General features: G+C 67.1%; 26 protein-coding genes and 1 tRNA gene. 10 read left to right on the forward strand and 17 right to left on the reverse strand.

Annotation, left to right across the window (positions count from 1 at the left end):
- Positions 1-9 precede the first annotated feature (9 nt).
- From QTH97_RS01055 to QTH97_RS01065, 3 genes are read left to right on the forward strand one after another with little or no spacing between them, the layout of a single operon-like run.
- Positions 10-975, forward strand: a complete 966-nt coding sequence (locus tag QTH97_RS01055; RefSeq protein WP_286566123.1) for an ATP-grasp domain-containing protein — start codon at positions 10-12, stop codon at positions 973-975.
- Positions 968-2,089, forward strand: a complete 1,122-nt coding sequence (locus tag QTH97_RS01060) for a hydantoinase/oxoprolinase family protein (protein ID WP_286566124.1) — start codon at positions 968-970, stop codon at positions 2,087-2,089. The genes QTH97_RS01055 and QTH97_RS01060 overlap by 8 nt, the downstream gene beginning before the upstream one ends.
- Positions 2,077-2,676 (forward strand): amino acid kinase family protein, encoded by a 600-nt coding sequence (locus tag QTH97_RS01065; RefSeq protein WP_286566125.1) that lies wholly within the window; start codon positions 2,077-2,079, stop codon positions 2,674-2,676. Before QTH97_RS01060 ends, QTH97_RS01065 begins: the two co-directional genes overlap by 13 nt.
- Here QTH97_RS01065 and QTH97_RS01070 read toward each other — a convergent pair.
- From QTH97_RS01070 to QTH97_RS01090, 5 genes are read right to left on the reverse strand one after another with little or no spacing between them, the layout of a single operon-like run.
- Positions 2,670-3,377, reverse strand: a complete 708-nt coding sequence (locus QTH97_RS01070) for a (5-formylfuran-3-yl)methyl phosphate synthase (protein ID WP_286566126.1) — start codon at positions 3,375-3,377, stop codon at positions 2,670-2,672. The genes QTH97_RS01065 and QTH97_RS01070 overlap by 7 nt on opposite strands.
- Positions 3,374-3,967, reverse strand: coding sequence for a DUF447 domain-containing protein (locus QTH97_RS01075; RefSeq protein WP_286566127.1), 594 nt, complete (start codon positions 3,965-3,967; stop codon positions 3,374-3,376). Before QTH97_RS01075 ends, QTH97_RS01070 begins: the two co-directional genes overlap by 4 nt.
- Positions 3,964-5,370, reverse strand: coding sequence for a DUF6513 domain-containing protein (locus QTH97_RS01080; RefSeq protein ID WP_286566128.1), 1,407 nt, complete (start codon positions 5,368-5,370; stop codon positions 3,964-3,966). Before QTH97_RS01080 ends, QTH97_RS01075 begins: the two co-directional genes overlap by 4 nt.
- On the reverse strand, positions 5,349-6,050 hold the full coding sequence (locus QTH97_RS01085; protein ID WP_286566129.1) for a flavoprotein: 702 nt from the start codon (positions 6,048-6,050) through the stop codon (positions 5,349-5,351). Before QTH97_RS01085 ends, QTH97_RS01080 begins: the two co-directional genes overlap by 22 nt.
- Positions 5,974-8,064, reverse strand: coding sequence for a sigma-54-dependent Fis family transcriptional regulator (locus QTH97_RS01090; protein WP_286566130.1), 2,091 nt, complete (start codon positions 8,062-8,064; stop codon positions 5,974-5,976). Before QTH97_RS01090 ends, QTH97_RS01085 begins: the two co-directional genes overlap by 77 nt.
- Before the next feature lie 153 nt (positions 8,065-8,217).
- Between QTH97_RS01090 and QTH97_RS01095 the strand changes: the two genes are divergently transcribed.
- Positions 8,218-8,712, forward strand: coding sequence for a dihydroneopterin aldolase (locus tag QTH97_RS01095; RefSeq protein WP_444813355.1), 495 nt, complete (start codon positions 8,218-8,220; stop codon positions 8,710-8,712).
- Positions 8,713-8,827: 115 nt separating this feature from the next.
- Here the strand turns inward: QTH97_RS01095 and fae are convergent, their stop codons facing one another.
- From fae to QTH97_RS01135, 8 genes are all read right to left on the reverse strand, one after another.
- On the reverse strand, positions 8,828-9,340 hold the full coding sequence (gene fae, locus QTH97_RS01100) for a formaldehyde-activating enzyme (protein ID WP_286566131.1): 513 nt from the start codon (positions 9,338-9,340) through the stop codon (positions 8,828-8,830).
- Positions 9,341-9,407: 67 nt separating this feature from the next.
- On the reverse strand, positions 9,408-10,355 hold the full coding sequence (locus QTH97_RS01105) for a triphosphoribosyl-dephospho-CoA synthase (protein ID WP_286566132.1): 948 nt from the start codon (positions 10,353-10,355) through the stop codon (positions 9,408-9,410).
- Between the two features lie 2 nt (positions 10,356-10,357).
- Entirely contained in the window at positions 10,358-11,338 is a 981-nt protein-coding gene (locus tag QTH97_RS01110; protein ID WP_286566134.1) for an ATP-grasp domain-containing protein, read from the reverse strand.
- Positions 11,338-12,345 (reverse strand): methenyltetrahydromethanopterin cyclohydrolase, encoded by a 1,008-nt coding sequence (mch, locus tag QTH97_RS01115; protein ID WP_286566135.1) that lies wholly within the window; start codon positions 12,343-12,345, stop codon positions 11,338-11,340. The genes QTH97_RS01110 and mch overlap by 1 nt, the downstream gene beginning before the upstream one ends.
- On the reverse strand, positions 12,342-13,457 hold the full coding sequence (locus tag QTH97_RS01120) for an ATP-grasp domain-containing protein (protein ID WP_286566136.1): 1,116 nt from the start codon (positions 13,455-13,457) through the stop codon (positions 12,342-12,344). The genes mch and QTH97_RS01120 overlap by 4 nt, the downstream gene beginning before the upstream one ends.
- A gap of 54 nt (positions 13,458-13,511) precedes the next feature.
- Positions 13,512-14,420, reverse strand: coding sequence for an NAD(P)-dependent methylenetetrahydromethanopterin dehydrogenase (locus QTH97_RS01125; protein WP_286566137.1), 909 nt, complete (start codon positions 14,418-14,420; stop codon positions 13,512-13,514).
- 16 nt (positions 14,421-14,436) lie between these two features.
- Positions 14,437-15,492 (reverse strand): beta-ribofuranosylaminobenzene 5'-phosphate synthase family protein, encoded by a 1,056-nt coding sequence (locus QTH97_RS01130; RefSeq protein WP_286566138.1) that lies wholly within the window; start codon positions 15,490-15,492, stop codon positions 14,437-14,439.
- 152 nt (positions 15,493-15,644) lie between these two features.
- The gene (locus QTH97_RS01135; RefSeq protein WP_286566139.1) at positions 15,645-16,034 is read right to left on the reverse strand and encodes a 4a-hydroxytetrahydrobiopterin dehydratase; all 390 of its coding nucleotides are present in this window, start codon (positions 16,032-16,034) and stop codon (positions 15,645-15,647) included.
- Positions 16,035-16,135: 101 nt separating this feature from the next.
- Between QTH97_RS01135 and QTH97_RS01140 the strand changes: the two genes are divergently transcribed.
- The gene (locus tag QTH97_RS01140; protein ID WP_286566140.1) at positions 16,136-16,936 is read left to right on the forward strand and encodes a pentapeptide repeat-containing protein; all 801 of its coding nucleotides are present in this window, start codon (positions 16,136-16,138) and stop codon (positions 16,934-16,936) included.
- A 66-nt stretch (positions 16,937-17,002) separates the two neighbouring features.
- A complete protein-coding gene (locus tag QTH97_RS01145) occupies positions 17,003-17,791 on the forward strand; it encodes an SDR family oxidoreductase (protein ID WP_286566141.1) in 789 nt (262 codons plus the stop codon).
- A gap of 15 nt (positions 17,792-17,806) precedes the next feature.
- Here QTH97_RS01145 and QTH97_RS01150 read toward each other — a convergent pair whose 3' ends face one another.
- Entirely contained in the window at positions 17,807-18,016 is a 210-nt protein-coding gene (locus QTH97_RS01150) for a hypothetical protein (RefSeq protein ID WP_286566142.1), read from the reverse strand.
- A 128-nt stretch (positions 18,017-18,144) separates the two neighbouring features.
- Here QTH97_RS01150 and QTH97_RS01155 point away from each other — a divergent pair.
- Both QTH97_RS01155 and QTH97_RS01160 read left to right on the forward strand, forming a co-directional pair.
- Positions 18,145-18,221 (forward strand) — tRNA-Arg (locus QTH97_RS01155).
- A gap of 66 nt (positions 18,222-18,287) precedes the next feature.
- Entirely contained in the window at positions 18,288-19,346 is a 1,059-nt protein-coding gene (locus QTH97_RS01160) for a Gfo/Idh/MocA family protein (protein ID WP_286566143.1), read from the forward strand.
- 282 nt (positions 19,347-19,628) lie between these two features.
- Here the strand turns inward: QTH97_RS01160 and QTH97_RS01165 are convergent, their stop codons facing one another.
- Positions 19,629-20,546, reverse strand: coding sequence for a LysR family transcriptional regulator (locus tag QTH97_RS01165; RefSeq protein ID WP_353655615.1), 918 nt, complete (start codon positions 20,544-20,546; stop codon positions 19,629-19,631).
- A gap of 103 nt (positions 20,547-20,649) precedes the next feature.
- Between QTH97_RS01165 and QTH97_RS01170 the strand changes: the two genes are divergently transcribed.
- Together QTH97_RS01170 and QTH97_RS01175 are read left to right on the forward strand one after the other, a co-directional pair.
- The gene (locus QTH97_RS01170; protein ID WP_286566145.1) at positions 20,650-21,465 is read left to right on the forward strand and encodes a sugar phosphate isomerase/epimerase family protein; all 816 of its coding nucleotides are present in this window, start codon (positions 20,650-20,652) and stop codon (positions 21,463-21,465) included.
- A 20-nt stretch (positions 21,466-21,485) separates the two neighbouring features.
- Complete coding sequence (locus QTH97_RS01175) at positions 21,486-23,288, forward strand: FAD-dependent oxidoreductase (RefSeq protein WP_286566146.1); 1,803 nt, start codon at positions 21,486-21,488, stop codon at positions 23,286-23,288.
- Here the strand turns inward: QTH97_RS01175 and QTH97_RS01180 are convergent.
- Both QTH97_RS01180 and QTH97_RS01185 read right to left on the reverse strand, forming a co-directional pair.
- A complete protein-coding gene (locus QTH97_RS01180; RefSeq protein WP_286566147.1) occupies positions 23,258-24,304 on the reverse strand; it encodes an exostosin domain-containing protein in 1,047 nt (348 codons plus the stop codon). The two genes, QTH97_RS01175 and QTH97_RS01180, sit on opposite strands and share 31 nt — an antisense overlap.
- Positions 24,305-24,595: 291 nt before the next feature.
- Positions 24,596-26,152, reverse strand: a complete 1,557-nt coding sequence (locus QTH97_RS01185; RefSeq protein ID WP_286566148.1) for an AMP-binding protein — start codon at positions 26,150-26,152, stop codon at positions 24,596-24,598.

The raw sequence follows: 26,152 nt of genomic DNA on the forward strand, positions 1-26,152 counted from the left end.
GGTGGAGCGATGAAGCGGATCTTTGTCTACGAATACCTGAGCGGCGGCGGAGAGATGGCCCCCGGCGAGCTGCTGGCCATGGGCCAGTCCATGCGCGATGCCATCATGGCCGACTTGCTTCGGCTTGAAAACCTCGCGCTGTCGGTCGCCACCTGCAAGCTGGCGTCGCCCGTTCCGGAGCCTGCTCGCCCGGTCACGCCGCGGGATGGCGAGTCGGCCTTCGATTTCGTCGCACGCCAGGCCGACGCGCACGACCTTGCCTGGGTGGTCGCGCCGGAGACCGACGGCCTGCTGGCGCGCCTGCACCGATGCGTCGACCCGGGCCGCTGGCTGGGCTGCGAGGGGCCGGCGATCGAACTGGCGACACGCAAGCGCATGACCTTGATGACGCTGGCCGAGGCGGGAATCGCCACGCCATTGGCGTTCGAGCACGAGCCGGACACCACGCGCTGGGTGGTCAAGCCGGACGACGGCGCCGGGGCTGTCGCGACCCGCCTGCACCATGACGCGGCAGCGGCGGTGGACGACTGGTCGGCACGCTCGCGCGCCGGCAACCCGATGGCGATCGAGCCATGGGTCGAGGGCGCCGCGCTCAGCCTCTCCCTGCTGTGCGGCAGGAAGCGATGCGAACTGCTGAGCATCAACCGCCAGCACCTGGACATCGACGAGCAAGGCCTCCTGTCGTTTCGCAGCGTCGAAGTGAACGTGATGCCGCTGAACGATCCGCGCGCCGCGGCGCTGGGCGGCCTGGCCGCGCGGGTGCACCAGACGGTTCAGGGCCTGCGCGGCTTCGTCGGCATCGACCTCGTCTGGCATGAACGGCGCGGCCCCGTGGTGATCGAGATCAATCCGCGCGTGACCAGTGCCTATGTCGGCCTGTCGCGCTCGCTGGGCCGCAACCTGGCGGCCGAGGTGATCGCAACCCGGGATGGCGAGCGGGCTGCGAAGACGAAAGCGGCGCACAGCCATGCCTGAGCGCACCGTGATCGGCTGGGACATTGGCGGCGCACACGCCAAGGCTTGCCTGCTGCAAGACGGCGAAGTGCGCGACGTGGCGCAATGGCCCTGCGCGCTATGGATGGGCATGGACCGTCTGGATGCCGTGCTGCAGGCAGCGCGCCAGCGATGGACCGGCCTGGGTGCCGCGCAGCACGCGGTCACGATGACCGGCGAAATGGTCGACCTGTTCGCGGACCGCGAAGACGGCGTGCGGAAGATCGCGGCCGAACTGGAGCGAACCCTTCCTGCATCGGGCTCGCCGCGCCCTGGCGCTGTCCATTTCTTCGCCGGCGACGAAGGCTGGTGCCGCGACGCCGAGGTACCGGCGCTGTGGAATGCCATCGCCTCGGCCAACTGGCTCGCGACGGCGCGTCATGCGGCGCAGTGCATCGGCACCGGCCTGCTGGTGGACATCGGCAGCACGACCACCGACCTGATCGCATTCCGGAACGGGCGCATCCTGACCCGCAGCCGCACCGATGCGCAGCGCCTTGCGAGCGGCGAGTTGGTCTATCACGGCGTGGTCCGCACGCCGCTGTGCGCGGTCGCGCAGCGCATCGATTGGCGCGGGACGCCGCACAACGTGATGAACGAGTTTTTCGCGACCACGGCCGACGCGTACCGCGTGACCGGTGAGCTGAACCCCGCCCACGATCTGCACCCGAGCGCCGACAACGCCGCCAAGGACCTCGAAGCCACCCAGCAGCGGCTGGCCCGCATGATCGGGCTCGACCGCCGCGACGGCTCGCCCGGCGATTGGCTGGACTTCGCACGGTCCTGGCGGGCGGTGCAGATTGGTGTCCTGGGCGGCGAGATGCGCCGCGTGATGGAAGCGCACCGACTCACGCATGACGCGGTGATCGTCAGTGCCGGTTGCGGCGACTTCCTGGTGCGCGACGTGGTGGCGAGTGCCATGGCTGGCCAGCCTGAGCCCCGGCCTGCGCACCGTCACGCCACCTACGGCCGCGACGTGGTGCGCGCGCATGCGAGCACCGGCCACGCCGTGGTGCAGGACTGGGCGCAGGTATGCGCGCCGTGCGTGGCCGTCGCGACGCTCTTCGACATGGACCCCTCGGTATGTGGATCGTGAAGATCGGCGGAAGCCTGAGCGCGAATCCGATGCTGCCCGCCTGGCTCGACCTGCTGGCCGAATGCGGCGGCGGCCGCGTGATCGTCGTCTGCGGTGGCGGCACCTTCGGCGACGAAGTGCGGCGCGCCCAGGCCCAGTGGCGTTTCAGCGACCTCAGCGCACACAACATGGCGATCCTCGCCATGGCGCAGACCGCCTACCTGATGCACGGGCTGAATCCCGCATTGCAACTCACGAGAACCAAATCGGACATCCAGCGTGTGCTGCACAAGGGGCAGACGGCGCTATGGCTGCCCTTCGAACTGCAACGGAACCGGTCGACCGCCCAGACGAACTGGGAGTTCACCTCCGACAGCATCGCGCTCGACCTCGCGCATCGCCTGAATGCGGAGCGCCTGGTGCTGGTCAAGTCGTGCGAGATCGACCCGAGGATGAGCCTGGCTCAACTCGGGGATGCGGGCGTCGTCGACCAGCGTTTCGGGACGCTGTCGGACGGTGCGGACTTTCCGATCGACATCGTCCACTTCAACGAGGTGGGCCGCGTTCGATCGCTCCTGCTGGGCCACGTCCGCTTCGACGATCAATGATGCGGCGCGCCGGATTCGACGCCGGCGCGTCCGTGCATCAGCGCGACCAGCGCGCGCAGGCGCTGGGGGTCGAGCGCCGAGCTTCGGTCGCCCACGCAGACTGCGGTGCGGAAGCCTGCGAAGTCGGGCGCGAGTGCGCGCAGCAGGGGTTCGTGCGCCATGCGCAGCGCGCCTGCCAGTCCGACCATCGTCCCGGCGGCGCGAGCGGTCGCGATGAACCGGCGCAGTTCGTCCATCCGCACCGCATCGAACAGGCTGCCCGCACGCTTGTCGTAGGTGTCGGCCATCACGCCGGCAAAGCCCGAGGCGCAGGCGTGTGCCACATCCGCCAGGTCCAGGCCCTTGTCCGCGATGAACACCGGCACGATGGGCCAGCCGCTCGCGGCCAGTGCGTCGAGCACCGACCGCGCCTGCGGCAAGCGCTCGATGCCGACCTTCACATAGTCCACGCCGCACGCACCGACCGCGTCGACGCACGCCGCGATGCGGCCCATCTCGTGCATCGGCACGTCGCCGATGGTGGCGCTGATGTCCAGGCCGCTGCCATGCCGGCGCAGCGCACCCGCGATCTCCTGGATGGCGGCGACCGGCAGGCCGCCCAAGGCGCCATGGCCCGGCTCCTTGAGGTCGATGAAGTCGGCTCCCCCGCCCGCCGCCAGCAAGGCTTCCTCGACACTCCTGACGCTCACGAGCAGTTTCATGACGATGGTCCCTGGGTGACATGGGCGATACCGGCCCGGTGGCGCCGTACGGCGTCGAGCAGCCAACCCCAGGCTTCGCGCTCCCCGGGGCCGGCCGTCTTGTCGATGGCGATCTGCAGATAGGCCATCTCGCTGTCCACCTTCTGCGGCGGCAGCATGTGCAGCCGGCTCACCAGCACCGCGCCCTCGATCACGGCCGCCTGCGCGCGGTTGAAGCCGGCGAAGCTCGAATGCACCGCCTCATGCACCCGCGCCATGTGAAGCACCGGGCGCTGTGCATCGTCGATACGCTCCTCCAGCCTCAACTCGACATGACTCAACGCGCACTCCAGCCGAACGCCCGCGGACTTCACCGCCGGCTGCGTCGGCCAGTCGCGGCGGCCGGTCACGCAGCCGGCGAAAACGCGGGTATCGGTCACGATGTTGAGCACCGCGCAATCGGTCGCGATGATGTTGTCGTACGTGGTCGAAGGCTTGAACGGCATCAGCACCACCTGCTCGCCGCGGTAGCGCACGCCCATCGGTGCGACATGCACCTTGCCGTCGGGTGCGACCGTGGTCACGACGGTTTCGAAGATCACATCGTTCATTTGAATGGCTCTTCGGTGGTCTTGCGCACGGACCTCGTGGTGCCCGGCGCGCACCACGCATCGGGGTCTTCGTCCGGGCGATCGGCCGCGCAGCCCCAGTCCAATGGCTGGTCCTGCACATAGCGCTTGCCGAGCTTGTGGGCGATCTCGGCATGCGCCAGCTCCACGCCCATGTAGAAGGCGTGCGCCGCATCGCCTTCGAGACCGAGTTGCGGCCACAGCTCGAACGCGCCCTGCCCCCGCCGCAGCCCGTCGCGGTTGTAGACGTGCAGGCCGCTCGCCGACACCTGCACGCGGAAGTTCGGATCACGCACCTGCGCGGCGGTGGCCGCGATCTCTTCCGGCGTGTCGAGGAACGGGCGCTTGGCGTGCACCGTCATCAGTGCATCGCTCAGGCCCTTGGGCAGCGTGCCGTGGTGGTGCGCCGCATGCATGATCCGGCGCGCCCAGTCGGCCTCCTTCACGGCGCGGCGGGCATGGTTGCTGACCTGCGTGGTCAAGACCGCGGCGACGTCGAGTTCGGCGCAGATGCCGAACATCAACGCGTTGATGCCGCTGGTGTCCGCCTCCGTCAGCTCGGTCAGGTTGCCGACGCCCATCATGATCGGCACCTCGGGAAAGCGCTCGCGCAGGCGGTGGTAGCGCACGATCGATCGGGTCAAGCCGAACGGGATCGGGTCGAGGATCGCATCGGCCAGGAACTCCCTGCCCCGCCGCTGCATGATCTCGACCGCCTCGTGCAACGACGCCTCGTCGCTCGGAACGCGGGGGATCAGGACGGGCGTGGACGCAACCTCGTCCGCCACCCACAGGGTGTCCAGCGTCAGGCTGAGCAGATAGTCGGCGCCTGCACGGCCGCCGCGCAGCAACTCGCCGGTATCGACCGAATCGACGCTGACCCGGTAGCCTCCGGCTTTCAGCGCCTCGACGCACTCCTCGAGATGGTCAAAGGGGGTCTCAGGCAGGCAGCCCAGATCGATGACGTTGGCCCCATCGGCGCGCAGGCGCCCGGCGCGCGCGACGACCTCCGGCACGCCCAGCCGAGGCGCGTCGACGATCTCGGCAAAGATCGCGACCTCGTACGCGTCCAGCGTGATCGCCTTGGCCGCACGATCGAAGAAGCGCGGCAGGTCCTTCACTTCCTCGGGGCCGCGCTGCACGGGGATACCGAAATGCAGCGACAGCGCATCCATGTCGCCGCGACAGCGCCCCGGCACGACGATGCGATCGACGCCCGTCGGCGGCGGCACCCGGCGGCGGATCATGTCCGCCGTCATCAGCCCCGCCACCTGCAGGCCCAGGTCCCGCACTTCCCAGGTGAAGGGCGCCGAATCGATGGCGGCCAGCACCCGCTCCAGACTCGGCTGCGCGAGGTGCCCGGTCAGGAAGAGGATGTGTTCCATGCGAGAGAGACTTCCTTCAGTCGGACATCGAGTGCGGCTTCGAGCTCTGCGGGCGAAGCGACCACCCGGCAGAAATCGATCTGGCGCAGGCGCTCCACGTTCGCCAGTTCGATGCCCCGTGGCCGCAGCGTGACCCAGTCGTGCGGCGAGCGGGTCACGACCACCGGCTCGGTATCGCATGCAAACACGATGCCCGGTATGCCCCGCTTGCCCGCCTGCGCGAACATGTTGGTAGGCAGCGAATCGCTGATGCCGCAGGCGCACTTGGCCACCGTGTTGCTGGTGGCCGGGGCGACGACGACGGTGTGATAGATGTCCTCGTACAGCATGCCCACGGGCACGCCGCTGGCCGTCTTGTCGCGAAAGATCCTGAAGCGCGTCTTCAGGTCGTCGAGATGCAGCCGGTAGATCTCCAGCACCTCCTCGCCGGCGGCCGAGAGGAACAGGTCGACCTTCGGCAGGCGCGCGGCCAGCGCCAGCGACTCGTCGAGAAAGTGACCGGAACCGGTCACGCACCAGGCAAAGCGCGAACGCAGCTCGCATTCTGGGGACAGCGCCTCGTCGCCGGGCGCGTCCTCGGCGGCGGCACTGCGCGCGGCGGCCTCAGGATTCTTGCTCGGGATGGGAAACCTCGATCTGGAGCTTGTGGATCTTGCGATAGAGGGTGTTGCGGCTGACATCCAGCGCCTTGGCGACGTTGCTCACGTTCCACCGGTGCTGTTCGAGCATCTGCAGCAGCAGTTGACGCTCGTTGGCCTGGATCAGGTTGAGCTTGGCGCAACCCGGTGCGTTGTCGCCGTGCGCGTCGCGTACCGATCCCGGCGCCGCGGCCGATGCCGCGGCCGGCGCCGTCGTGTCCACCCGCTCGCCGTTCATGCCGGACGCCGGTTGGAGGTTGACGGCCATCGCGGGCAGGTGGACGCGGGTGATCGGCTTGCCGTCGGCCAAGGCCGCCGCCGTGCGCAGCACGTGCCTCAGCTGGCGGATGTTGCCCGGCCAGGCGTGCGCCATGAGCAGGCGCTCGGCTTCGGGGCTCAGCGATGCATCGGGCCCGCCCTCTGCCGCCAGCAGGGCGCGAATCAGTTCGAGCCTGTCGCTGCGCTCGCGCAGCGGGGGCAATTGCACCTCGATGCCGGCGAGCCGGTAATACAGGTCTTCGCGGAACTTTCCCTCACGCACCAACGCCGGCAGATAGCGATGGCTGGCGCTGATCAACTGGAACTCGACCGCATGGCTTTCCTCGGTGCCCAGCGGTGTGACGCGGCGCTCGTCGAGCACGCGCAGGAGGCGCGATTGCAGCTCCAGCGGCATGTCCGCGATCTCATCGAGGAACAGCGTGCCCCCGTCCGCCTGCAGGACCTTGCCGCGGCGCCCGGAACGCTGGGCGCCGGTGAACGCACCGGCGCAATAGCCGAAGAGCTCGGATTCGATCAGGGCTTCAGGCAGGCTCGCGCAATTGATCGCCACGAAAGGGCCCGGGGCGCGCGGACTGCCGTCGTGCAGCGCACGAGCGAAGACCTCCTTGCCCGCGCCGGTTTCGCCGCAGACCAGCACCGGCGTCCCACGGGCGATCACCCGCCGGCCGATGGCCAACTGCTCCTCCAGCCGCGGATCCTCGAAGGTGCAAGCCGTTGCCCCGGCACGGACGGCGGCCGGCCGCGCCTTCGCGCGCGCCATCGGCGCCAACGACGAGCCGCCCGATGAGGACGATGACGACGAGATGGCCGACGACGAGCCGGCCATGGCATCCGCTGCCGAGGCCGGGCGCCGCGCGACCGCGAAGAAGCGCAGCGCGGCGTCGGTGCCGTAGGTCACGACCGGATGGAAGGACGACGATGCGCTGCGCTGCAGCATGTCGGCGAGCGAGGTCTGGAACAGGTCCTCGATGCGCCGCGAGCGGATCTGGTCCATCGACTGCAGGCCGAGCTGGAACATCGCGCTGCGATTGGCGGCAAGGATGCGGCCATCGTCGTCCACCGCCAGCTTGCCTTCATGCAGGGTGTAGACGAACTCCGGGCGGCTGTGGAAATGCAGCGGATGGGCGTTGCGGAACTGACGATCGATCAAGCGGTTCTCGATCATCCGCGCCGTCATGGACAGGAGCACCAGGAGGTGTTGCTGCATCAGGCTGGAGCGGCTCGTCACATCGAGCGCGGCGACGATGTTGCCGGTGGGGTCGAACACCGGGACGGCCGAACAGGTGAGCTGCGTGAACTGCGTGTAGAAGTGATCCTCGCGGCACACGGTCACCGGCCCGGCCGCCGCCAGGCAGGTGCCCATGCCGTTGGTGCCGGCCTCGGTCTCGCTCCAGATCCCGCCGGCACGCAGACCCAGCGGCCCGACTTCGGCGGCGAACTCCGGGGACGACACCATGTGCAGGATCACGCCGTCCGTGTCGGTCAACAGCACGGCCATCTCGCTGTCGGCCAGTTGCTGGTAGAGCGTGGTCATCTCGTAGCGCGCGGACTCGATCACCGCGGCATGGCGCTCGCGCCGCTCCTCGAGCGGTCCGCGACCGATCACGTTCGGATCGTGCGGCTTGTCCGGTCGCAGGTGGTAGTCGTTGAGGCAGCGGATCCAGGAACTCGTCACCACGTCGGTGATCTGGTCCTGAAGCCCGCCGCGCACGATGTCCAGCACACGATCCGCATGAGGATCGGCCGGCTTCTCGCCTTTTCGAAGGGTCAGCGCCATCGATGTCTCCATGTGTGGCCGGCCCGCGGGATGCGCAGTGCCTGGACCCACTGTGTGTATGGCCCGCATTTTGCAGCTTGAGTTGCACTGCGCGCAAAGGATACTTTTGCGCGCAGCACGCCGCCAGACACGAGCCACCCACGAAAGAACACGGTGACTGCCAGCCTTCCACTGCCGGGCTCCACGCCCTGGATCGCCCCGCCCTCGTTGGCGGATGTGCCCGCGCTCGACGTGATCTTCATCGAGGGTTTCGTCGGCGATACGGTCATCGGCATCCATGAGACGGAGTTGCACCGCGCGCAGCCGCTCGTCATCGACGTGCATGCAGGGCTGGCCCGCGCACGCGCCTGCGACACGGATCGCATCGCCGACACCATCGACTACGGCGCGGTCTGCGAGCGCCTGCGCGGCCTCATGGCGGACCACAAGCTGCAGTTGCTGGAGGCTTTCGCCGAGACCATCGCCGAGATCGTGATCCGCGAGTTCGGGGCAGCATGGGTTCGCGTCAAGGTCGCCAAGCCAAGGAAGTTCGGCGACGTGACGGCCGTTGGCGTGCAGATAGAGCGCCGCGCGCCGCCCGCCGAGACGCAACACGCCCACCCAGGCGCAGTCCTGCGCCTGATCGGTTCAGGCATGGTGCCGGAATAAGGCACACCCCCAGGTTCGCCCACTTCGTGTGGCCGCCCAACCCTTGCAGGGGCAACACCGGCGGGCCGGCGAAGCCGGTTCCGCGGTGTTCCTGGCATTCGGGTGCTGCCGCCGTTCAGCTGTGCGCGGCGAAGGGGTGGCTGGCGCTGCCCTTCTTGGCGACGACTTCGGCGGCAGTCGGCGAACCCGATACCGCACGCTGGATCGATTCCTTGACGGCCTGATAGTTGTAGTCCTGGATCTTCGTGTCGTCGTCGGCCAGCCAGTGGATGAAGACGCCGCAGCAGATGAACAGATTGTCGGCCTCATCCTTGGGTATCGTGCCGTCTTCGACGCAGTCCGCCACCGCCATCGCAACCGCACGTTGGGCCGGCCCGAACATCTGCACGGCCTGCTTGGCTCCCTTGATGGTGACCTTGTTGAAGAGCACGGTCGCGGGCTTGGTCAGCAGGTTGGGTGCCACCACGGCCAGCAGGCAGGTGAAGCCGTCCTTCTGATTGGTGAGAGCGTTCGCGAAGGCTGTTTCGGCAGGGCTGCCGCGCGGCCCGATGATCAGATCGATGTGAGCGACCTCGTTGCCCTCACCGACGAGTGACTCGCCGACCATCATGCGATCAATTTTTGCCATGGTTATTAGTCTCCTGAGTGCGTTCTGGGGCCATAGGGGACACTGGCCTGATGGCCAGCGCAAGTGGTCAGGTATCACGATCCGTGCCACCCGGCCCGGGCGGCCCGGCGGCGGACGGCGACGGGCTCCTCAGGCCCGCGATCAGCAACGCGGCCACCGTCAAATCGGCCGTGGTCCCCGGGTTGATGTGATCGGCCTTGAGCGAGGCGTCCCAGGCTGCGAAATCGGGATCGCCATCGAGCCCGCCATGACAGCGCTGGCGCACCCGCCATCCCTGCGCCGCAGTCATGACAATGTGTGCCACGGCCTCGCCATGAATTCGAACAATGTGTGAATCCGGAACGCTGCTGAGCAGCGCCAGGTAGAGCCGCTGGACCGCCGCGACGGTGCCGGCGTCCGGCGCCCCGGTCACCGGGGCAGCCATCAACGAGAACCTGGTCCCGAGCGTCGGCAGCCCCAGCTCGAACAGTTCGCCGTAGCCATCGCGGTACTGGCGCGCGATGCTGTCGCGATGTGCGGCGAGCGCCATCGCCGTGCGCAGGTCGACACTCGGCGCGTGCCTGACGTCCTGCGCCGGCGCAGCGCCCAGGCCACCCGGGCGGGCTCGTGCGATCGCGCGGAAGGCCGCCTGGGCATCGGCGAGGTCGAGCTCGCCCAGTACGATTTCGATGGCTCCCTGCAAGGCTTCCGGCGCACTGGCGTCGGGCCGCAACTCCACAGCCCGGGCGATGGGCGCGCACAGCAGCACGATGCCCAGATTGGTGTTGCAGTTGGCGACGGCCCAGGCTGCATCCACCGATGCTTCGATCCGCTCGCCCACCGATGCTCCCCGCTCGAAGAGCGGTCCGGCCACGGCCCCTGCGCTCGCGATGAAGTCATCGGCCGTCATCGCGTGCCCTGCCGATGCCCGGCTGACGTTGCCAGGCTTGCGCACGGCGACGTCGAGCTCGCAGGCGCGCAGGAAGCAGGCCTTGGCCCGCTCGGTCGCGCACTGGCGCATTTCTGTGACAGGCATGTTCATGCGCGGCGTGGCAGCTTCGGCTGCATGCCTGCGTCGGAGTCCGCGAGCTTGCGATCGAGCAAGTCGTCGACGATGCGGCGGGCGATGTCGAAGCCGGTCACGCGCTGCAAGCCCTGCCACGCCGCGACGCCGTTGACTTCGATCACCTGGATGCCGCGCTTCGAGCCCGACTTCGTGCGAGGCGCCGAGGGCATCAGGTCCACGCCCGCGTAGTCCATGCCGAGTGCGAGCGAGGCGCCTTCCGCCAGTTCGGCAAGCTCGGGCGTCAGTTCCGCAGGCTCGCAGCGTGCGCCTTGCGCGACGTTGTGGATCCAGTGGCCGCTCACCCGGCGCATGGCGGTCACGGCCCGCCCGCCGACGACCAGCACCCGCCAGTCGAAGCCGGGTGTCGTCATCGCCGGAACGAAGCGCTGCAAATAGGCGAGCGATCCGTAGGTGGCCTCGATGTTCGGCAGTGGATGGTGAACGCCATCCACCTGGCCCACCAGCTGCAAGCCCCTTCCCTGCGAGCCGAACAGCGGCTTGAGCACCAGCGCGTGGCCGGCAGCGCCCTCACGGATCGCGATGCGCTGCGCCTGCGCGAGCGATTCCGTGGCCCAGGTCGGCGGCGTGGGGATGCGCGCCGCGTGCAGCAGCAAGCTGGTCATCGACTTGTCGACGCTGCGCTCGATCGCGCGGGCGTCGTTGTAGACGGGCACGCCGAGTTCGCGCAGCGCATGCAGCACGCCGAGCCGCTTGGTGACCTGCTCGAAGGTCCCGCTCGCGATGCCGCGCACCAACGCCGCGTCCGGCAGATCGCGGCCGAACCCGGGGATGACCAGGCCATGCCAGGCCGCCGTCGTGTCGATGCGGCAGTCCGCCAGGTCGATGCATCGACCGACACAGCCCCGCGCCCGCAGCGCAGCCTGGAGCCGGCGCGTGTGCCAGCCCGTCTCGTCCGTCATGATGGCCACGGAAAGACCTTGGAGGCCGGGCATCACGCCTCCTTCCGCCACAGGCCCAGCAGCAACGACATGTCCAGGCCGCCGGCGTGCCAGGTGTTGCCGCTGTCGAGATTGCTGACCCACACCTCGGCGGGCGCGAACAACGCACCGTCGATCTTGTAGAAGTCGAATTCGGCCGCCTTGAAGATGTCGGCGAAGGAGCGGCCGTAGTCGCTGGAGTTGCCCGACGGCAACCGCGTTGCCAGTTCACGCGCGGCCGCGTCGTCGCCGCGCACGGCGAGGTGTACACGGCCGCCGTACAGGATCGCATCGTTGGTTCGTCCCATGGCTTCCACGCCGTCGCGGCTCGGCGCGGGCAATGGCGCCGTGCCCGCGCCGCCGACGATGTTGCCGAGGTCGAAGCCCAGCTGGTGCGCCTTGTGCAGCGCCACCTCCAACACGCGCGCCACCACTTGCGTGGTGCCGGCGAGGCTGGTCGTCGGCGTGAGGACCAGCGTCAGCCCTTTCGCGCTCAAGTGGCAGTCGCGCAGCAGCTTGTCGATGATCACCTGGGGCGGCGGGCGGTCGACCTCCAGCACGAGCACTCCCGCATCCGCGCGGTCGCGGTAGCCGAGTTCGTCGAAGAGGGTCTCCTTGGTCGCCAGCGCGCGCGCCGGGCCTGAGCCGAGCGAGAAGAACTTCTTGCCGCCCGTCTCCTCTTTGCTGGCCCCAAGGCTCCACCCTGCGTACTGGCTGCCCAGGCAGGCCAGTACCGGCTGCGCGCTGTGCACCTCGATCCAACTCGGCCAGCCTTCCAGTCCGTCGGGGCGCAAGGTGACCTGGCCGAGGCCACCCATGCAGATCTCGCCCACCAGCAGGCCTGCCGCAACGCTGCCGACTACGGCGATGCCCGCATCGACGATGCAAGGACCGGCTTCCCCGCCTTGGACCCGCACATCGAGGGCGTCGGCCGTGGCGAGCAGTCGCTCGACCAGCGGCCGGGCGAGCGCGTTCACGCTGAGTGTCGATGTGGCCAGGGGGAGCGCCGCGGTGCCGGTCATCCGAACGTCTCCAGGGATCGGTGGACCGCCTCGCGGCCGCGCCGCAGCAACTCGCGGACGTGCCCGGCGCTCGCACCGCGGGCACTCACGCTGCAGAGGGGATCGCCAGCCGCGAAGCCCGCGGCTGCCATCGGCAGGTCGTGGCAGCCCGGCCGTGCGGCAAGGTGTTGCACGGTGGATTCGTCCAGCCAAAGCTGGCGCGGCGCAAAGACGACTTCGGTGCCGCGAACCGGACCCTCCACGAGGTCGTTCGCCATCCGGGCAGGCCATTGCGTGAGTTCGCCCTGGAGACAGGCTCGCACATGCGCAGCCACCACGCCGTGACCGTAGAGCACCATGCTGGCCGGCGGACGAGGGTTGACTTCGAGCATCTCGGCGGCATCCCCATCGCGCATGAAGTCCAGACTGCCCAGACCGCGCAGCGAAAAGGCGGCCACCAGCCCGCGCAGCGCCGCCGTGACCCTGGCCCCCAACTCGATCGGCAGAGGCACCGGCCCCACCGCGCCGCAAAACACGAAGGGCCGTCCCGCCACCGGCCGCACGATGAGCTCGTTGAAGCCGAGCACCAAAGCATCGCGCCCATTGGCGATGAATGTCGCCGACATGGGCCTGCCCGAGGACTCGCGCTGGAAGTAGTGATGGGTGCCCAGACCCTCGGACGCCGCCCCGCCCCGCTGGGACACGGCCGGGCGGATGTGCCAGCCGCCACAGCCATGCGCGTCCTTGACGAGCCAGCCGCGTGCATCATCGGGCGCCGTCATCCGCACGGCCGGGTGCGGGATCCCTCGTGCATCGAGGAACCCGAAGAAGGCCCTCGGCTCCCGCACGCGCCGCATGGCGTCGGCCTGTGTTCCGATCAACGGCAGCAGCGCCGCGCCGCTCTCCAGCAGATCGGGCCGGCCCTCGAAGCCGGAGCCGGCAATCCACCCGATCACGCAGCGCCGCTGTGCGAGCGTCTCCAGCGCATGCAGCAATAGCGCGCCATCGATGCGCAAGCCCGCCGGATCGCCGATCGAATGCCACTCGGCGCAGGCACGGCGAGTGTCCGCATCGCCGAACAGATCGAGCGCCACGACTTCGAAGCCGTCGGCGACGGCCGATTCAGCCAACATTCGCGCGGAGATCGAAACAACGGCAAGCGCTGTCATGGCGGGCGGCTGGATCAATCAAGTCGCCTTTTCGGCAATGAAGGCGCGGGCGGTGGCAAACGCCTCGGGGAAGCTCAGCACCACCGGCGCCTCGGCCTCGTGCATCTGAACGAGCAGCCGTTGCTGGGTCTGGTACTTGACGTTCCCGATCGCCAACGCACCGATGCCCACCGCCGCGCTGCCGGGCAGCGTCTTGGCGTTGTCCATGACGCCGACCCCCGCAATGCCCTCCGGCGCGACCGCGTTGACGTCGGCGGCGACCCGGAGGCGCGTGGCCGAGGCCAGCGTCTCGGCCGACACGGCCTGGACACCGGCCGGCGCACAGGCGAGCAGCACGTCGGCGTCAGCGATCGATGCGCGCACTGCGGCCTGATCTCCACTGGATACGCTCGCCAGCTCGACGCCGAATCGCTTGCCTGTTTCCCGCGCAACGGCCCCGGCCGCGTCGGCGCCGCCGCGACTGGACAGAAAGACCTGGGCACCGGCCTGTGCGGCGATCACCCCCGCAATGCGGCCTACCGGTCCCGTGCCGCCGATGACGACGACGCGCTGGCCATCCAGGCCCTTGGCGTGGTGAGTGGACAGCGCAACCTCGACGCATGCCACCATCGCGGCCGCTGTCGTGTAGGCGCCGCTGGGATCGGCCATCAGCGACACGACGAAGGGCTTGAACATCGCACCTTTCGCGCGCTCGAGCATGTCGGCGGCCTCCAGGGGATCGCGCCCGCCGATGAAGATGCCAGTCCGCAGCAGGCCCTTCGGACTGCGCGAGAAGATCGTGTCCTGCGTGAGGCCTGCGACAGCGTCCGCGCCGACCTCGCAGTACGGCACGATGACCTGGTAGCCGGCGTCGGCCGCCATGTTGATGTCGAACGGGCTCATCTGCCGGCCCGGTGTGAACATGTGGAGGATGTAGGGACGTTCCATGTGAACCCTGCGTTGATCAAAGCGTCGAGGCGAGCGGGGGCGAGAGACGCCGGTCCAGCAGCGTGGCCCCGCTGTTGCGACCGGACACGACGCGCAGCGCCAACGACGGGCCAACGACGTTGGCGGCCAGCATGGCGTCGATCGCGGCTTCCGCCCGGACCTGCGACGGGAAGATCGCAAAGCCGGTCGGGCCCCAGGAACTCTGGCCGATGGCGGCGATGTGCTCCGTGTGCTGCTCCAGGACCCAGCCGAGCAAGCGACCCACCGCTTCGCTCGCGAAATGCCGTCCCCCCTGCGCGGGCGCGAAGTGCTCGCCCAGCACCTGCTGGATGCGCGTGACACCTGAGGCAAAGGGCGCGAAGTCGGTGGAGGCGGCGCCCGGCAGCACGCGCATCAGTACCTGGTGGCAGATGTCGGCGGCGAGCGCCCGAGGCAATGGCGGCAGGCCGGCGATACGCTGCTTCTCCTCGTCACCCGACAAGCCCTTCTGCGCGCTGTCCTGCACGATGAGCACACGCCAGGCCTCGGGCAACGGAATGCGCGACAACACCGCTGCGGGTGCGCCATTCGCACCCGGGCCACCATCGACGATCAGGCCCCCATGATCGAAGCCCGCAATGCCGATGCCGGACCGCAGCCCACGTCCGAGCCATTGCGCCAGCGTGGATGTGGGAACGCCGAACCCGTGCCACAACGCGAAAGCCCGCCCGATCGCCAGCGCCAACTGCGTGCCCGACCCGAATCCTGCATGCGCGGGCAATACCTGCTGCAGCCGCAGATGCAGCGGATCGCGGCGGCCGGTGTGGGCTTGCAGCACACGCAGGCAGGCAGCGGCGCGCTCGATCTCAGCCTGCGCGGCCGGTCCGTTCGCGGTGACCTGGTCGGAGCGAGAGGCGCTGATCTCGACCTCCGTTTCGAAGCCGCCAACCACGAGTCCGACGCTGCCGAAGCAACGGCCCAGCGAACCGGCAGGGTCGAGAAAACCCAGGTGCAGGCGCGCAGGCGCGCGCAGCGCCACGGTCGCCGGGTGGTCGACGAAGCTCGCTTCGGGAAAATTTCGAGGCCGATCCATCGTGCATCCGGGGGTTTTGACAGTCCGTGGTCGTACAGGGCTTGCAAAGCAAGGTCTGTTCCGCTGAGGTCTCTCCAAGGACCCCGCCCTGACCTGTATCGAGTTGAGGACACTGTGTCACCACGCAGCCTCCCCGGCGCCCGGACGAACGGTCAGTCGTACTTCAGGTACTTGAAGCGCGGATCGTCCGGGGTGCCTTCGAGCGGCGACCCATCCACGGCGCCGGGCTGCCACATCACGACTTCCTCGATCTTCTTCGCGAGTTCGAAGTCCTTCTCGGTGATGCCCTTGGCGGCGTGGTTCATCAGTTTCACCGTGACGAAGGCGTACGACACAGTGAGATCCGGGTGATGCCAGGCAGCCTCCGCGAGGTGCCCCACCGTGTTGACGACCATCAGCGTCCCCTTCCAGCCGCTGGTCTTGAACTTGCGTCGGATCCACCCGTCCTCGAAGTACCACTTCGGCAACTCTTCGGCGAGCCGCGCGGTGGTCTCTTCGGGGGTGAACACCTCGGATGCAGACTGCTTGCGCCATTTGGTCATGTCGGCCCCTTGCAAAGTGGCGATCATCGAATGCTATGGCGCCATCGGCCGCTGCGCTCGTCGACCTTGCGGATAGCCGCGACGCCAAGAGAGGAGTCCCCATGACCCGCATCCAACGTCTTGCGATCGCCACCCTGTACAGGATGGCCGCGCTGCTGGCGGCTGTCGGCGCCATGAATGCCACCGCGGCCGAGCTTTCCCTGGATCAGGTCAGGGACGCGCTCAGGAACGCCTCGCCAGCCAAGCCCGCCGACCTGTCCGGCAAGGACCTCTCGGACCTCGACCTGAGCAAGCTCGACTTTCGCAATGCCAACCTGCGCGGCGTCAGCTTGTTCGGCAGCAAGCTGGTGCTGTCGGACTTCCGCGGCGCGATGCTGGAGGGCGCCAACCTGAACGGCGCATGGTTGATGGGCACCGACTTCACCGGGGCCAACCTGACGCGTGCGAGCCTTCTCTCGGTTGTCATCCTGGGTGGCGAGGTCAAGAAGATGCCCGTCTTCAAGGGCGCCAACATGAGCGGCATCAAGATGATCGCGGACCTGCCGGGTGCCGACCTCTCCGGAGCGAACTTCAGCAACGCCGTCGTCGGGGTCAACATCAAGAACCAGGGGATGGGCCAGATGCGGACCGATCTTGCCGGCGCCAACCTGGCGGGCGCAACGCTGGCGGGCGCCGACTTCAACCGGTCGTTGATGGCCTTCTGCAACCTGCGGGGCGGCAATCTGCGCGGCGCCAACTTCTTTCGCGTCAAGCTCGCAGGCGCCGATCTCACAGGCGCCGACGTGACCGGTGCCGACTTCACCGAAGCCGATCTCGATGGCACGGTCTTTCGCGATGCGAAGGGCTTCGCCGAGGCCAAGGGGCTCGACCGCGCCTCGAACCTCGACAGGATCGTTCGCTGAACGCTCCGGTTGCACCCTGCGGCAGCGTCCACAATCGACGTCCGACGATCAATCCACGGAGGCTGCATGGATCTTCAACTGACCGGAAAGCATGTGCTGGTGACGGGCGGCAGCCGAGGCATCGGCCTGGCCTGCGCGCGCGCTTTCCTGCGCGAAGGCGCGCGGGTGAGCCTGGCCGGACGCACGCCGGCCCACCTCGACACCGCTGCCGCGCAAATGCTTGCCGAAGGCCACTCGGTCGGCGGCTACAGCGCAGACCTGAGCGACGCGCGTGCCGCACTGCACATGCTCGACGCCGTGCAGGCCGAGTCGGGTCCGATCGACATCCTCGTCAACTCCGCCGGGGCGGCGCGCCGCACCCCCTTCGACGAACTGCAGCCGCAGAACTGGCACGACGCCATGCAAGCCAAGTTCTTCAGCTACATCCACGTGATGGACCCGCTCATCAAGCGCATGGGCGAGCGGGGTTCGGGTGCCATCGTGAACATCATCGGCATGGGCGGCAAGGTGGCGTCACCGACCCATCTCGCCGGCGGAGCCGCCAATGCGGCGCTGATGCTGGCCACTGCCGGCCTCGCGGCCGCATACGGCCCGCGCGGCGTTCGCGTGAACGCGGTGAACCCTGCGATGACGCTGACCGATCGCATGGCCGAAGGCATCGCGGCCGATGCGCGTCTGCGCAAAGTGAGCGAGGAAGAGGTCCTCCGCGACGCGGAAGCGCGCATGCCCCTGGGGCGCCTTGCAAAGCCGGAAGACATCGCCAACGCGGTCGTCTTTCTGGCCTCGCCGATCGCCTGCTACATCTCGGGCGCCATCGTCTCGATGGATGGCGCGGCCGTGCCGATGGTGGTTTGAGCCCACCTGCCCGGTTCAACTGGCCGGGAACTGTTCCGGCATCGGCTCCGCGGGTTCGGAAGGCGAATCCTCCTTCGCCACCTTGTCGCGGCCGAGCTCCTCGATCATCTTCTCGCCGACTTCATCCTTGCCATCCGAGGGAATCGATTCCTCGAAGGCGATCTCGGGTTCTTCGTTGATCAGGGACTCCCTGTTGGAAGAGTCTGAGCGCGTGCTGTCGGTCATGCTGGGCTCCATGCAAAACCCCAGCCTTGCACTCGAAGCCCCCCCCGGCAACCCGGGCAAACTCGCCAACAGCTGTCGGCCGGCGCTGACGGTGCCACAGGCACCGTAGAATCCTGCTCCCGCACTCACTGCCCGTAGCTCAGTTGGATAGAGCACCTGCCTTCTAAGCAGGTTGTCGGGGGTTCGATCCCCTCCGGGCAGGCCAGTCGTCGAAGCATCGGCACAGGCGGCGCAAGGCGGCGCGGTGCTCAAGACCCCAACCGGAAGAAAAATGAAGCCTACTCCCGAGCAGAAGGTCTTGCGCATAGGCATCCTGGGGTGCGCGAACATCGCAAGACAGTTCACCCGTGATGTCGCGTCCAGCACCATGGTGCGCGTGGCCGCGGCGGCCAGTCGGAACGAAGAGACCGCGGCCGCATTCGCGAGGGCCAACGGGATCGGCCGTCACCACGGGAGCTACGAGGCCTTGCTCGCAGACCCGGATGTCGATGTGATCTACCTCCCGCTGCCCAACAGCCTGCACGCCGAATGGGCGATCAAGGCGGCGGAGGCCGGCAAGCACGTGCTGTGCGAAAAGCCGCTGGCTTTGGGGGTGGACGAAGCCAAGGCCATGTTCGATGCGGCGCGGCGTCACAAGGTGATGTTGCTCGAGGCCTATCCCTACTATTTCCAGCCGCAGACCGGCGCGATGCTCCAGCTCCTTCGAGATGGCGCGATCGGCAGCGTGCAATCCGTGCAAGCCTGCTTCGGATTTCGATTGGCCAATCCGCAGGCCAATATCCGCATGAAGCCCGAGCTCGGCGGGGGCGCCCTGCTGGACGCCGGCAGTTATGCGCTGAGTCTGATCCGACTCGTCATGGGATGCGCGCCCGTGCGCGTCCAGGCTCACGCGACCTGGGCGGAGAGCGGCGTGGACATCAGCATGATGGCGACCTTGCACTATGCCGACGGCAGGCGCGCGCAGCTGTCGTGTGCCATGGATGTCGCCAACATGCGAGGCGCCACCGTCGCGGGAACCGACGGCACGCTCGAAACCGAATTCCTGAATCACACGAGCGCGACTGCCGCCGGCGACGCGTTCGGGTATCTGCCCAGCCAATTGCGCGTACGCCGTGGCACGGCCAACACGATCCCGTTCGAAGACATTCGATCAGGCGTCGGCAGCGGGTTTCGGTTTGCGGCCGAAGCCTTTGCGGACGTCGTGGGCCGCCTGGATTTCGACGCCATCGAGCGAGCCGCCATGGCAAGCATCGACAACGCAGCGACGCTCGAGGCCTTGCTCGAGAGCGCTCGGGGCAACAAGGCAGTTGAGGTGCGCTGCGAGGAATGACGCTCTCCAGCGCCGCGACCGCCCGGACGTCCGTTCGAGCGCCCTCAGCACGAAATTAGGGTTTACCCTATAATCGGGGCAACACACTCATTCTGGAGTTCCCCATGTTCACGGTTTTTCTCTGCGTGGTTGCCCTCGCTGGCGTCGTTGCTTCCGGTTATGTGACCTCGAAAAAGCTGGACGAGCTTCGCTGACAGACAGATCCCAGTTGTCTCCTCCATCGTTCCTTCGATGGATTGGCCCCCGCGCAGCGATGCGAGGGGGCTTTTTTACGTGGGAGGGCTATTGCTTCAGCGCGAAAGGCCCCTCCCCGCCCAGTTGCTCCTGGAGGAACCCGACGCAAACGCGTACCTTGGCCGAGTGGCTCAGGCGCACGGTGCTCGCCGCCCAGATGTCAGCGGGCTGCGTGTACGCCGACAGGATGGGAATCAGGCGTCCCCCGGCCAGGTCGTCATGCAAGTCCCAGGTCGTTTGCAGCAGGATGCCGTGGCCGTCGTTGCCCCACCCACGGATGATTTCCGAGTTGTTGGATGACATCCGCCCGGTAACCTTGATTTTCTCGACGCCGTTCGGGCCCGTCAGCCGCCACACGCCGAACGCCTGATTGCGGTCACGCAGGACCAGGCAATCGTGCTGGCTGAGTTCGGCCATGCTGCCCGGCGTGCCTCGACGTTCGAGGTAGCCGGGCGCCGCGCAAAGGACCCGGGTGCTAGGTGCGATGCGATGAGCCACCAGGTGCGGCTCATCGACTTCGCCGACACGGATGTCGAGATCGATGTTCTCGCTGACCAGATCGACGCGCCGGTCCACGGCGTCGAGCGTGATGTCGAGCGCCGGATAACGCTTCGCCAGCAACGACAGGGCTGGCGCGATGTGCTTGCGCCCCAGGCGAAAACTGGTCGTGACCCGGAGCGTGCCGTGCGGATCGAGCCGCCCACCTGCGACCGTCTCGCCCATGTGATCGACGCCCTGGAAGATCTGCTGCGCCGAAGCGTAGACGCGCTCGCCGTCGTCAGTCACCGTCACGCGCCGCGCGGCGCGATGAAAGAGCGTCACGCCAAGCGACTTCTCCAGGATCGCAATCCGTTTGCTGACGTAGGCCGGAGAGGTGCCCAATTCGGTTGCAGTTGCAGCAAAGCTGGCCTTGCGAGCAGCCAGGCAGAACACACGCAAGTCGTCGAGCTGGAAGTTGAGATTCACGATTCGTGAATCATAGAGCCACATTTCGGCCGTTGTTGACGAGTTCTGTTTTCCTTAAATTCGCCTCATCGGACACCCCGCTGCACAAGACAGGAGACCACACATGGCACGCCCCATTTCGCTCGCCGCCCTCACCGTCCTCGAACTCACGCCTCCCGAGATGGTGATGTGCGCCGCCGAAGCCGGTTTCAGCCATGTCGGCATTCGACTGTTGCCCGCGACGCCGACCGAGCCCCAGTACGACATCGTGGGCGACACGCCGATGCTGCGCGAGGTCGAGGCCCGTCTCGCCGACACCGGCGTCAAGGTGCTCGATGCCGAGATCTTCCGCATGAAGCCCGAACTCAAGGTGGCCGACTACGAAGCGGTGATCGCTACCGCTGCCCGGCTCGGCGCCAGCGAATTGCTCGTGGCCGGCAACGACCCCGATGACGCAAGGCAGATCGAATCGTTCGCCGCCTTCTGCGAACTGGCGGACAGCTACGGCCTGGGCGCCATGCTCGAGTTCATGCCCTGGACCGAAGCGAAGGACCTGAGGCAAGCAGCGCGGATCGTCGAGCGCTGCGGACGCGAGAACGCGGGCGTTCTGATCGATCCGTTCCACTTCAGTCGTTCACGCAGCAGCATCGAGGACATCGCATCGATCCCGGCATCGCGGCTGCGCTACATGCAGTTCTGCGACGTGCCGGCCGAGATTCCGCCGACGATGGAAGCCATCCTCGACCAGGCCCGCGCCGAGCGCCTTTTTCCCGGCGAGGGCGGCGTCGACCTGGCCGGCCTGCTGCGCGCCGTGCCCCCCGACATTCCGCTGAGCCTCGAAGTGCCGACGCACACCCTGGCGCGCACCGTCGGCGCGACCGAGCGCGCACGCCGCGCGATGGCCGCAACGATGCGTGTGCTTGCGCAGCTCGAAGCTTGATGGACGCCACGATGTCCTCCATGAAGAGCCAAGTGCGCAGCATCGACTGCGACCTGCTTGTCGTCGGCTCCGGCGCCTCCGGCCTCGCGGCTGCAGTCACGGCCGCCTGGCACGGCCTCAAGGTCGTCGTCGTTGAAAAGGCGCCCGTGTTCGGCGGCGCTACCGCCTGGTCCGGTGGATGGATGTGGGCACCGGGCAATCCGCTCGCCAGGCGCGCGGGCATCCATGAGGACCCGCAGCAGCCGCGCACGTACCTGAAGAACGAATTGGGCGATCGATATGACGCGGAAAGGATCGATGCCTTTCTCGACAACGCGCCCGGGATGGTCTCGTTCTTCGAGCAGAACACGGCGCTCCAGTTCGTCGATGGCAATGCGATTCCGGATGTGCACGGCAAGGTGGCCGGCGCCGGAACCGAGGGCCACCAGGTGATCGCAGCGCCGTACGACGCCAGGGAGTTGGGTGCATTGAACACACGCCTGCGAAAGACGATGCGTGAGACGTCGTTCCTGGGCATGCCGATCATGGCGGGCTCGGATCTCGGCGCCTTCCTCAGCATGACGCGCTCACCGAGATCGTTCATTCACGTGACGAAGCGCTTCCTGCGTCACCTGCGCGATCTGGCAGTTCACGGGCGCGCGATGCACCTCGTCAACGGTGTCGCGCTGACCGGGCGCCTGGCCAAGTCCGCCGACGACCTCGCAGTGCAGATGATCGAGTCGGCGCCGGCGAAACGCTTGATACGCGAGAACGGCGTCGTGCGCGGCGCCATCGTCTCGACGCCCGAGGGCGACATCGAGATCCGTGCGGCGAAGGGTGTCGTCCTTGCGGCGGGTGGCTTTCCGAACGACGTGGCTCGTCGAAGGGAACTGTTTCCAAGGACGCCCACCGGCGATGAGCATCTCGCACTTCCGCCCGAAAGCTGCTCGGGTGACGGCATCACACTGGGCGAATCGGCAGGCGGCGCGCTGGACACCCGTGTCGCGTCGCCGGCAGCCTGGGCCCCGGTGTCCAGGGTGCACCACGCCGACGGCACCATCGGCCACTTCCCGCACATCATCGAGCGCGGCAAGCCCGGGCTGATCGGCGTGTTGTCCAATGGCAAGCGCTTCGTCAACGAAGCCGACGGCTACTACGACTATGTGGCCGCGATGGTGGCGCAGGCACCCCAGGGTGAGGAAGTTCATTCATGGCTCGTCTGCGACCACCGCTTCCAGCGGCTGTACGGGCTGGGCTATGCGCGCCCGTTCCCGATTCCCGTGGGGCGCTTCGTACGCAATGGCTACCTGAAGCGTGGCGACACCATCGAAGCACTCGCGACGGCATGCGGCATTCCAGCGGCGGCGCTCGCGGCAACCGTCAAGCGCTTCAACGAGCACGCCCGCCAAGGCAAGGACCCGGATTTCGGACGCGGCTCCACGCCGTACAACCGCAAGATGGGCGATCCCTTGCACAAGGGCCCCAACCCGTGCGTCGCGCCGATCGAGCAAGGCCCCTTCTACGCCGTGAAGGTACTGCCCGGCAGTTTCGGCACCTTTGCCGGCCTGAAGACGAACGGGAATGCGCAGGTGCTGGGCGCAGACGGCCGGCCGATTGCAGGCCTCTACGCAGTCGGCACCGACATGGCCAGCGTGATGGGCGGGTTCTACCCCTCGGGCGGCATCAACCTCGGCCCGGCCATGACCTTCGGCTTCATCGCGGGTCGCCACGCCGCAGGCGCATCGGATGCCGCGAGCGTGGACCGCAATACGGGCCCTTCCCGCAATCCTGAAGTCGCGCCAGGCAGCGACCTTCAGATGACGATGCGCCGAGACAGCTTGTAGATCTGCTTCTTGCTCGTCAGGTAAAACCTGAATCTGCCCTTGTTCAACAGATGACGCCACACCAAACGGCCGGCGATCGCTTCCGGCATGTTGCGCTGTTGCAAGATGGAAAGGCAGTCTTCAACCAACCAGTGAAAGCGCACTTCAGGAGAATAGTATTTCTCCCATTCTTTCCGTGCCTGCAAGCCGAGTTCTGCCGCTCTCGGCAGCTTGCTTTCCAGGATCTCGCCGAGTCGCGGGATGTCGGCTTCAGCCACGGTAATACTGCACGCGGGCCAATCGACACGCTGGGGATAGATCCACTCATCCGCAATGATGACCGGGCACCGTCCCATGCGCATTGCTTCGTACAGTCGAATACTGCCGGGCCCCCTTCCGCGTGGACAGAGCGCAAAAGCCGCGGAAGCCATGATGTCGGCGTAGTGTGGCCAGAAACCCCGCTGCTTCTCCTCCGGCGACATATAGAGCATCTGTTGCGCGAAGTCGGAAGTGTCTTCAATGAGGACCCTGTCGGATGCGACTTGCTTGAGTTGCACCCGGACCGGGTGGTTGACCAGCGAGCCGACGAAGCAGGCTAGATAGCGATATTCCTCAGGCGGTGGGCGAAAGTCTATATACGGGTTTTCGTCCAATCGCAAATAGTATCCAGTCCGGGTCCGACCCTCGTTGTGGAGGTCTTTCCGCAAAGATGCATACAACCCGGGCAGGAAAGGGAGGGTGTGATCTCCCACATCGAAAATGAAAGTCTTCTCGCGGTACTTCTTCACCCAAGGGTGATTCCGAACCCACTCGGAAAAAAGACCTTCGGCCCCCAGTTCGGCAAAAACAATCAGGTCAGCCTGTTCGGGATCATCGGTCAACGTGTGGGTTCCAAATGGATCGGACGCCGCGCTCTGAGCGAACAGCATCTGCGCTCCCTGCATGAATTTGCCGTCATGTGGATCGTCAGGATCAACTGGTTCACGACCCGGAAAATGCGGGTCTAAGGTGACGGAATGCAGCAATACCTTGGCCATCGAGCCTCCTTCAGGCGGCAAATATCACGGGACTTCTCTTCCAAGACTATCGCATGGAAGCCGGAAATGGTCATAGTTTTGACCTGATTGGCGTCGAGGCACCGCAGACTGTCATCCAGCCGGCCGAGCATTGCCTTCTCCAATACAAACGGCACCCGAAGGTGCCGCTTGCTGCCTGCAGATGGAACGCATGGTGCGGTGCTGTTCGTCTGGTCACTGGCGTGCCACGAGGGCGATGCAAACGCCCGGTCGCGCCGGGCGCGCAAGACGATATTAGTCCCAGTCGCTGGATCAGGCGCGCCGCGTCAGTTCGACGAGGGTCGAGCGAATGTCCTTCTTCAACACTTTGCCCACCTTGGAACGAGGCAGATCCGGCCAGATCTCGACCTGTTTGGGCGCCTTGACGCTGCCGATCCGCGCCTTCACGAAAGCCTGTATCTCCTGCGCGGTCCTGTCGATGTCGTTGCTCCGACCCGCGTGCAACTGCACGACCGCGACGACGCGCTCCCCCCACTTGTCGTCCGGCAGGCCAATCACCGCGCTGTCCTGCACGTCCGGGTGCTGCATCAGCGCCTGCTCGACCTCGACCGAGTAGACATTGAAACCTCCCGTGATGATCATGTCCTTCGCCCTGTCGACGATGTACAGGAAACCGTCGGCGTCGAGCCGCCCGATATCGCCGGTGTGATGCCAGCCGTGGCGCCCTGCCGCTTCGGTGGCTGCGGGGTCCTTGTAGTAGCCCATCATCACCAGCGAGCCGCGAATCACGATCTCGCCGGTTTCACCGATCGGCAGCAAGGCGCCGTCGGCATTCATCGTCGCCACCTGCACCAGGGGCCCGGGGCGCCCAGCGGATGCGAGCCGGCCGCGCGCGACCGATCCGTCGGCGTTGAAGTGATCGCGCGGCGGCATCATCGAGATCATCATCGGCGCCTCGGTCTGGCCGAAGAGTTGCGCCATGACGGGGCCGACCTTTTCGAGGGCCTCTTCGAGCCGGGATGCCGAGATGGGCGCCGCACCGTACCAGAAGCACTGCAGCGAATCGAGTCGGGTCGAAGCCAGGCGCTCATGCCGCAGCAGCATGTAGATCAGCGTCGGCGGCAGGAAAGTGTGCGTCACGCGGTGCCGCTCGATCAGCCCGAGGAACTCCCCCAGGTCGGGCGCGGGCATGATCACGACGCGCCCGCCGAGCGCCATCACCGGCAGGCACAGCACGCCGGCCGCGTGCGTCAACGGGGCCAGCGCCAGGTAGGTCGGACGGCCGTCGAACGGGTAGCCCATCAAGGTCAGCGCAGACATCGTCTCGAGGTTCCGGCCCGACAACATGACGCCCTTCGGTTGGCCCGTCGTGCCTCCCGTGCCGGCGATCATCGCGAGGTCATCCGGCGGCTCCACTTCAAGAGCCTCGTCGCTCACCCCGTCGACCCACTGCGCCCACGAGGGCGCATAAGACTGGGGCGCGTCGAGGCAGACCAGCGTCTTGAGCTTCGGGCATGCACCGCGAATCTGTTCGACCATCGCCGCGTACTTGCTGTGGAAGATCAGGCAGGCGCAGTCGAACGCGTCGAGCACGAAGCGGTTCTCGTTCGCCTCGTTGCGCGGATTGATGGGGCACCAGACCGCACCCGCACGTGAGATGCCGAACACGCAGGCGAAGGCGATCGCATCGTTGCTGGCGAGCACCGCGACCTTGTCGCCGGGGCCGATGCCGGACCGCTGCAGCGCGCGCCCCACCCGATGACTGATCCCCTGGACCTGGGCGTAGGACAGGTCTGCGTCGCCCATCGTGAAGCACGTCGCGCGCTCGCCCAGTTGGGCGCCCTTGTCGAGATAGTCGATCAGGCGCAT

It is taken from the genome of Variovorax gracilis (genome assembly GCF_030317115.1).
Taxonomy (GTDB): Bacteria; Pseudomonadota; Gammaproteobacteria; order Burkholderiales; family Burkholderiaceae_C; genus Variovorax; species Variovorax gracilis.

Excerpts from the sequence above, each read along its gene's own strand:
- QTH97_RS01120 (WP_286566136.1), bottom strand. The coding sequence starts at position 13,457 with ATGTTGGCTGAATCGGCCGTCGCCGACGGCTTCGAAGTCGTGGCGCTC.
- QTH97_RS01090 (WP_286566130.1), bottom strand. The coding sequence starts at position 8,064 with ATGGCGCTGACCCTTCGAAAAGGCGAGAAGCCGGCCGATCCTCATGCG.
- QTH97_RS01185 (WP_286566148.1), bottom strand. The coding sequence starts at position 26,152 with ATGCGCCTGATCGACTATCTCGACAAGGGCGCCCAACTGGGCGAGCGC.
- QTH97_RS01145 (WP_286566141.1), top strand. The coding sequence starts at position 17,003 with ATGGATCTTCAACTGACCGGAAAGCATGTGCTGGTGACGGGCGGCAGC.
- mch (WP_286566135.1), bottom strand. The coding sequence starts at position 12,345 with ATGACCGGCACCGCGGCGCTCCCCCTGGCCACATCGACACTCAGCGTG.
- QTH97_RS01070 (WP_286566126.1), bottom strand. The coding sequence starts at position 3,377 with ATGAAACTGCTCGTGAGCGTCAGGAGTGTCGAGGAAGCCTTGCTGGCG.
- QTH97_RS01175 (WP_286566146.1), top strand. The coding sequence starts at position 21,486 with ATGAAGAGCCAAGTGCGCAGCATCGACTGCGACCTGCTTGTCGTCGGC.
- QTH97_RS01080 (WP_286566128.1), bottom strand. The coding sequence starts at position 5,370 with ATGGAACACATCCTCTTCCTGACCGGGCACCTCGCGCAGCCGAGTCTG.
- QTH97_RS01055 (WP_286566123.1), top strand. The coding sequence starts at position 10 with ATGAAGCGGATCTTTGTCTACGAATACCTGAGCGGCGGCGGAGAGATG.
- QTH97_RS01130 (WP_286566138.1), bottom strand. The coding sequence starts at position 15,492 with ATGGATCGGCCTCGAAATTTTCCCGAAGCGAGCTTCGTCGACCACCCG.
- QTH97_RS01110 (WP_286566134.1), bottom strand. The coding sequence starts at position 11,338 with ATGCCCGGCCTCCAAGGTCTTTCCGTGGCCATCATGACGGACGAGACG.
- QTH97_RS01150 (WP_286566142.1), bottom strand. The coding sequence starts at position 18,016 with ATGACCGACAGCACGCGCTCAGACTCTTCCAACAGGGAGTCCCTGATC.
- QTH97_RS01060 (WP_286566124.1), top strand. The coding sequence starts at position 968 with ATGCCTGAGCGCACCGTGATCGGCTGGGACATTGGCGGCGCACACGCC.
- QTH97_RS01140 (WP_286566140.1), top strand. The coding sequence starts at position 16,136 with ATGACCCGCATCCAACGTCTTGCGATCGCCACCCTGTACAGGATGGCC.
- QTH97_RS01075 (WP_286566127.1), bottom strand. The coding sequence starts at position 3,967 with ATGAACGATGTGATCTTCGAAACCGTCGTGACCACGGTCGCACCCGAC.
- QTH97_RS01160 (WP_286566143.1), top strand. The coding sequence starts at position 18,288 with ATGAAGCCTACTCCCGAGCAGAAGGTCTTGCGCATAGGCATCCTGGGG.
- QTH97_RS01085 (WP_286566129.1), bottom strand. The coding sequence starts at position 6,050 with ATGTCAGCCGCAACACCCTCTATCGCAAGATCCACAAGCTCCAGATCG.
- fae (WP_286566131.1), bottom strand. The coding sequence starts at position 9,340 with ATGGCAAAAATTGATCGCATGATGGTCGGCGAGTCACTCGTCGGTGAG.
- QTH97_RS01170 (WP_286566145.1), top strand. The coding sequence starts at position 20,650 with ATGGCACGCCCCATTTCGCTCGCCGCCCTCACCGTCCTCGAACTCACG.
- QTH97_RS01065 (WP_286566125.1), top strand. The coding sequence starts at position 2,077 with ATGTGGATCGTGAAGATCGGCGGAAGCCTGAGCGCGAATCCGATGCTG.
- QTH97_RS01180 (WP_286566147.1), bottom strand. The coding sequence starts at position 24,304 with ATGGCCAAGGTATTGCTGCATTCCGTCACCTTAGACCCGCATTTTCCG.
- QTH97_RS01105 (WP_286566132.1), bottom strand. The coding sequence starts at position 10,355 with ATGCCTGTCACAGAAATGCGCCAGTGCGCGACCGAGCGGGCCAAGGCC.
- QTH97_RS01135 (WP_286566139.1), bottom strand. The coding sequence starts at position 16,034 with ATGACCAAATGGCGCAAGCAGTCTGCATCCGAGGTGTTCACCCCCGAA.
- QTH97_RS01125 (WP_286566137.1), bottom strand. The coding sequence starts at position 14,420 with ATGGAACGTCCCTACATCCTCCACATGTTCACACCGGGCCGGCAGATG.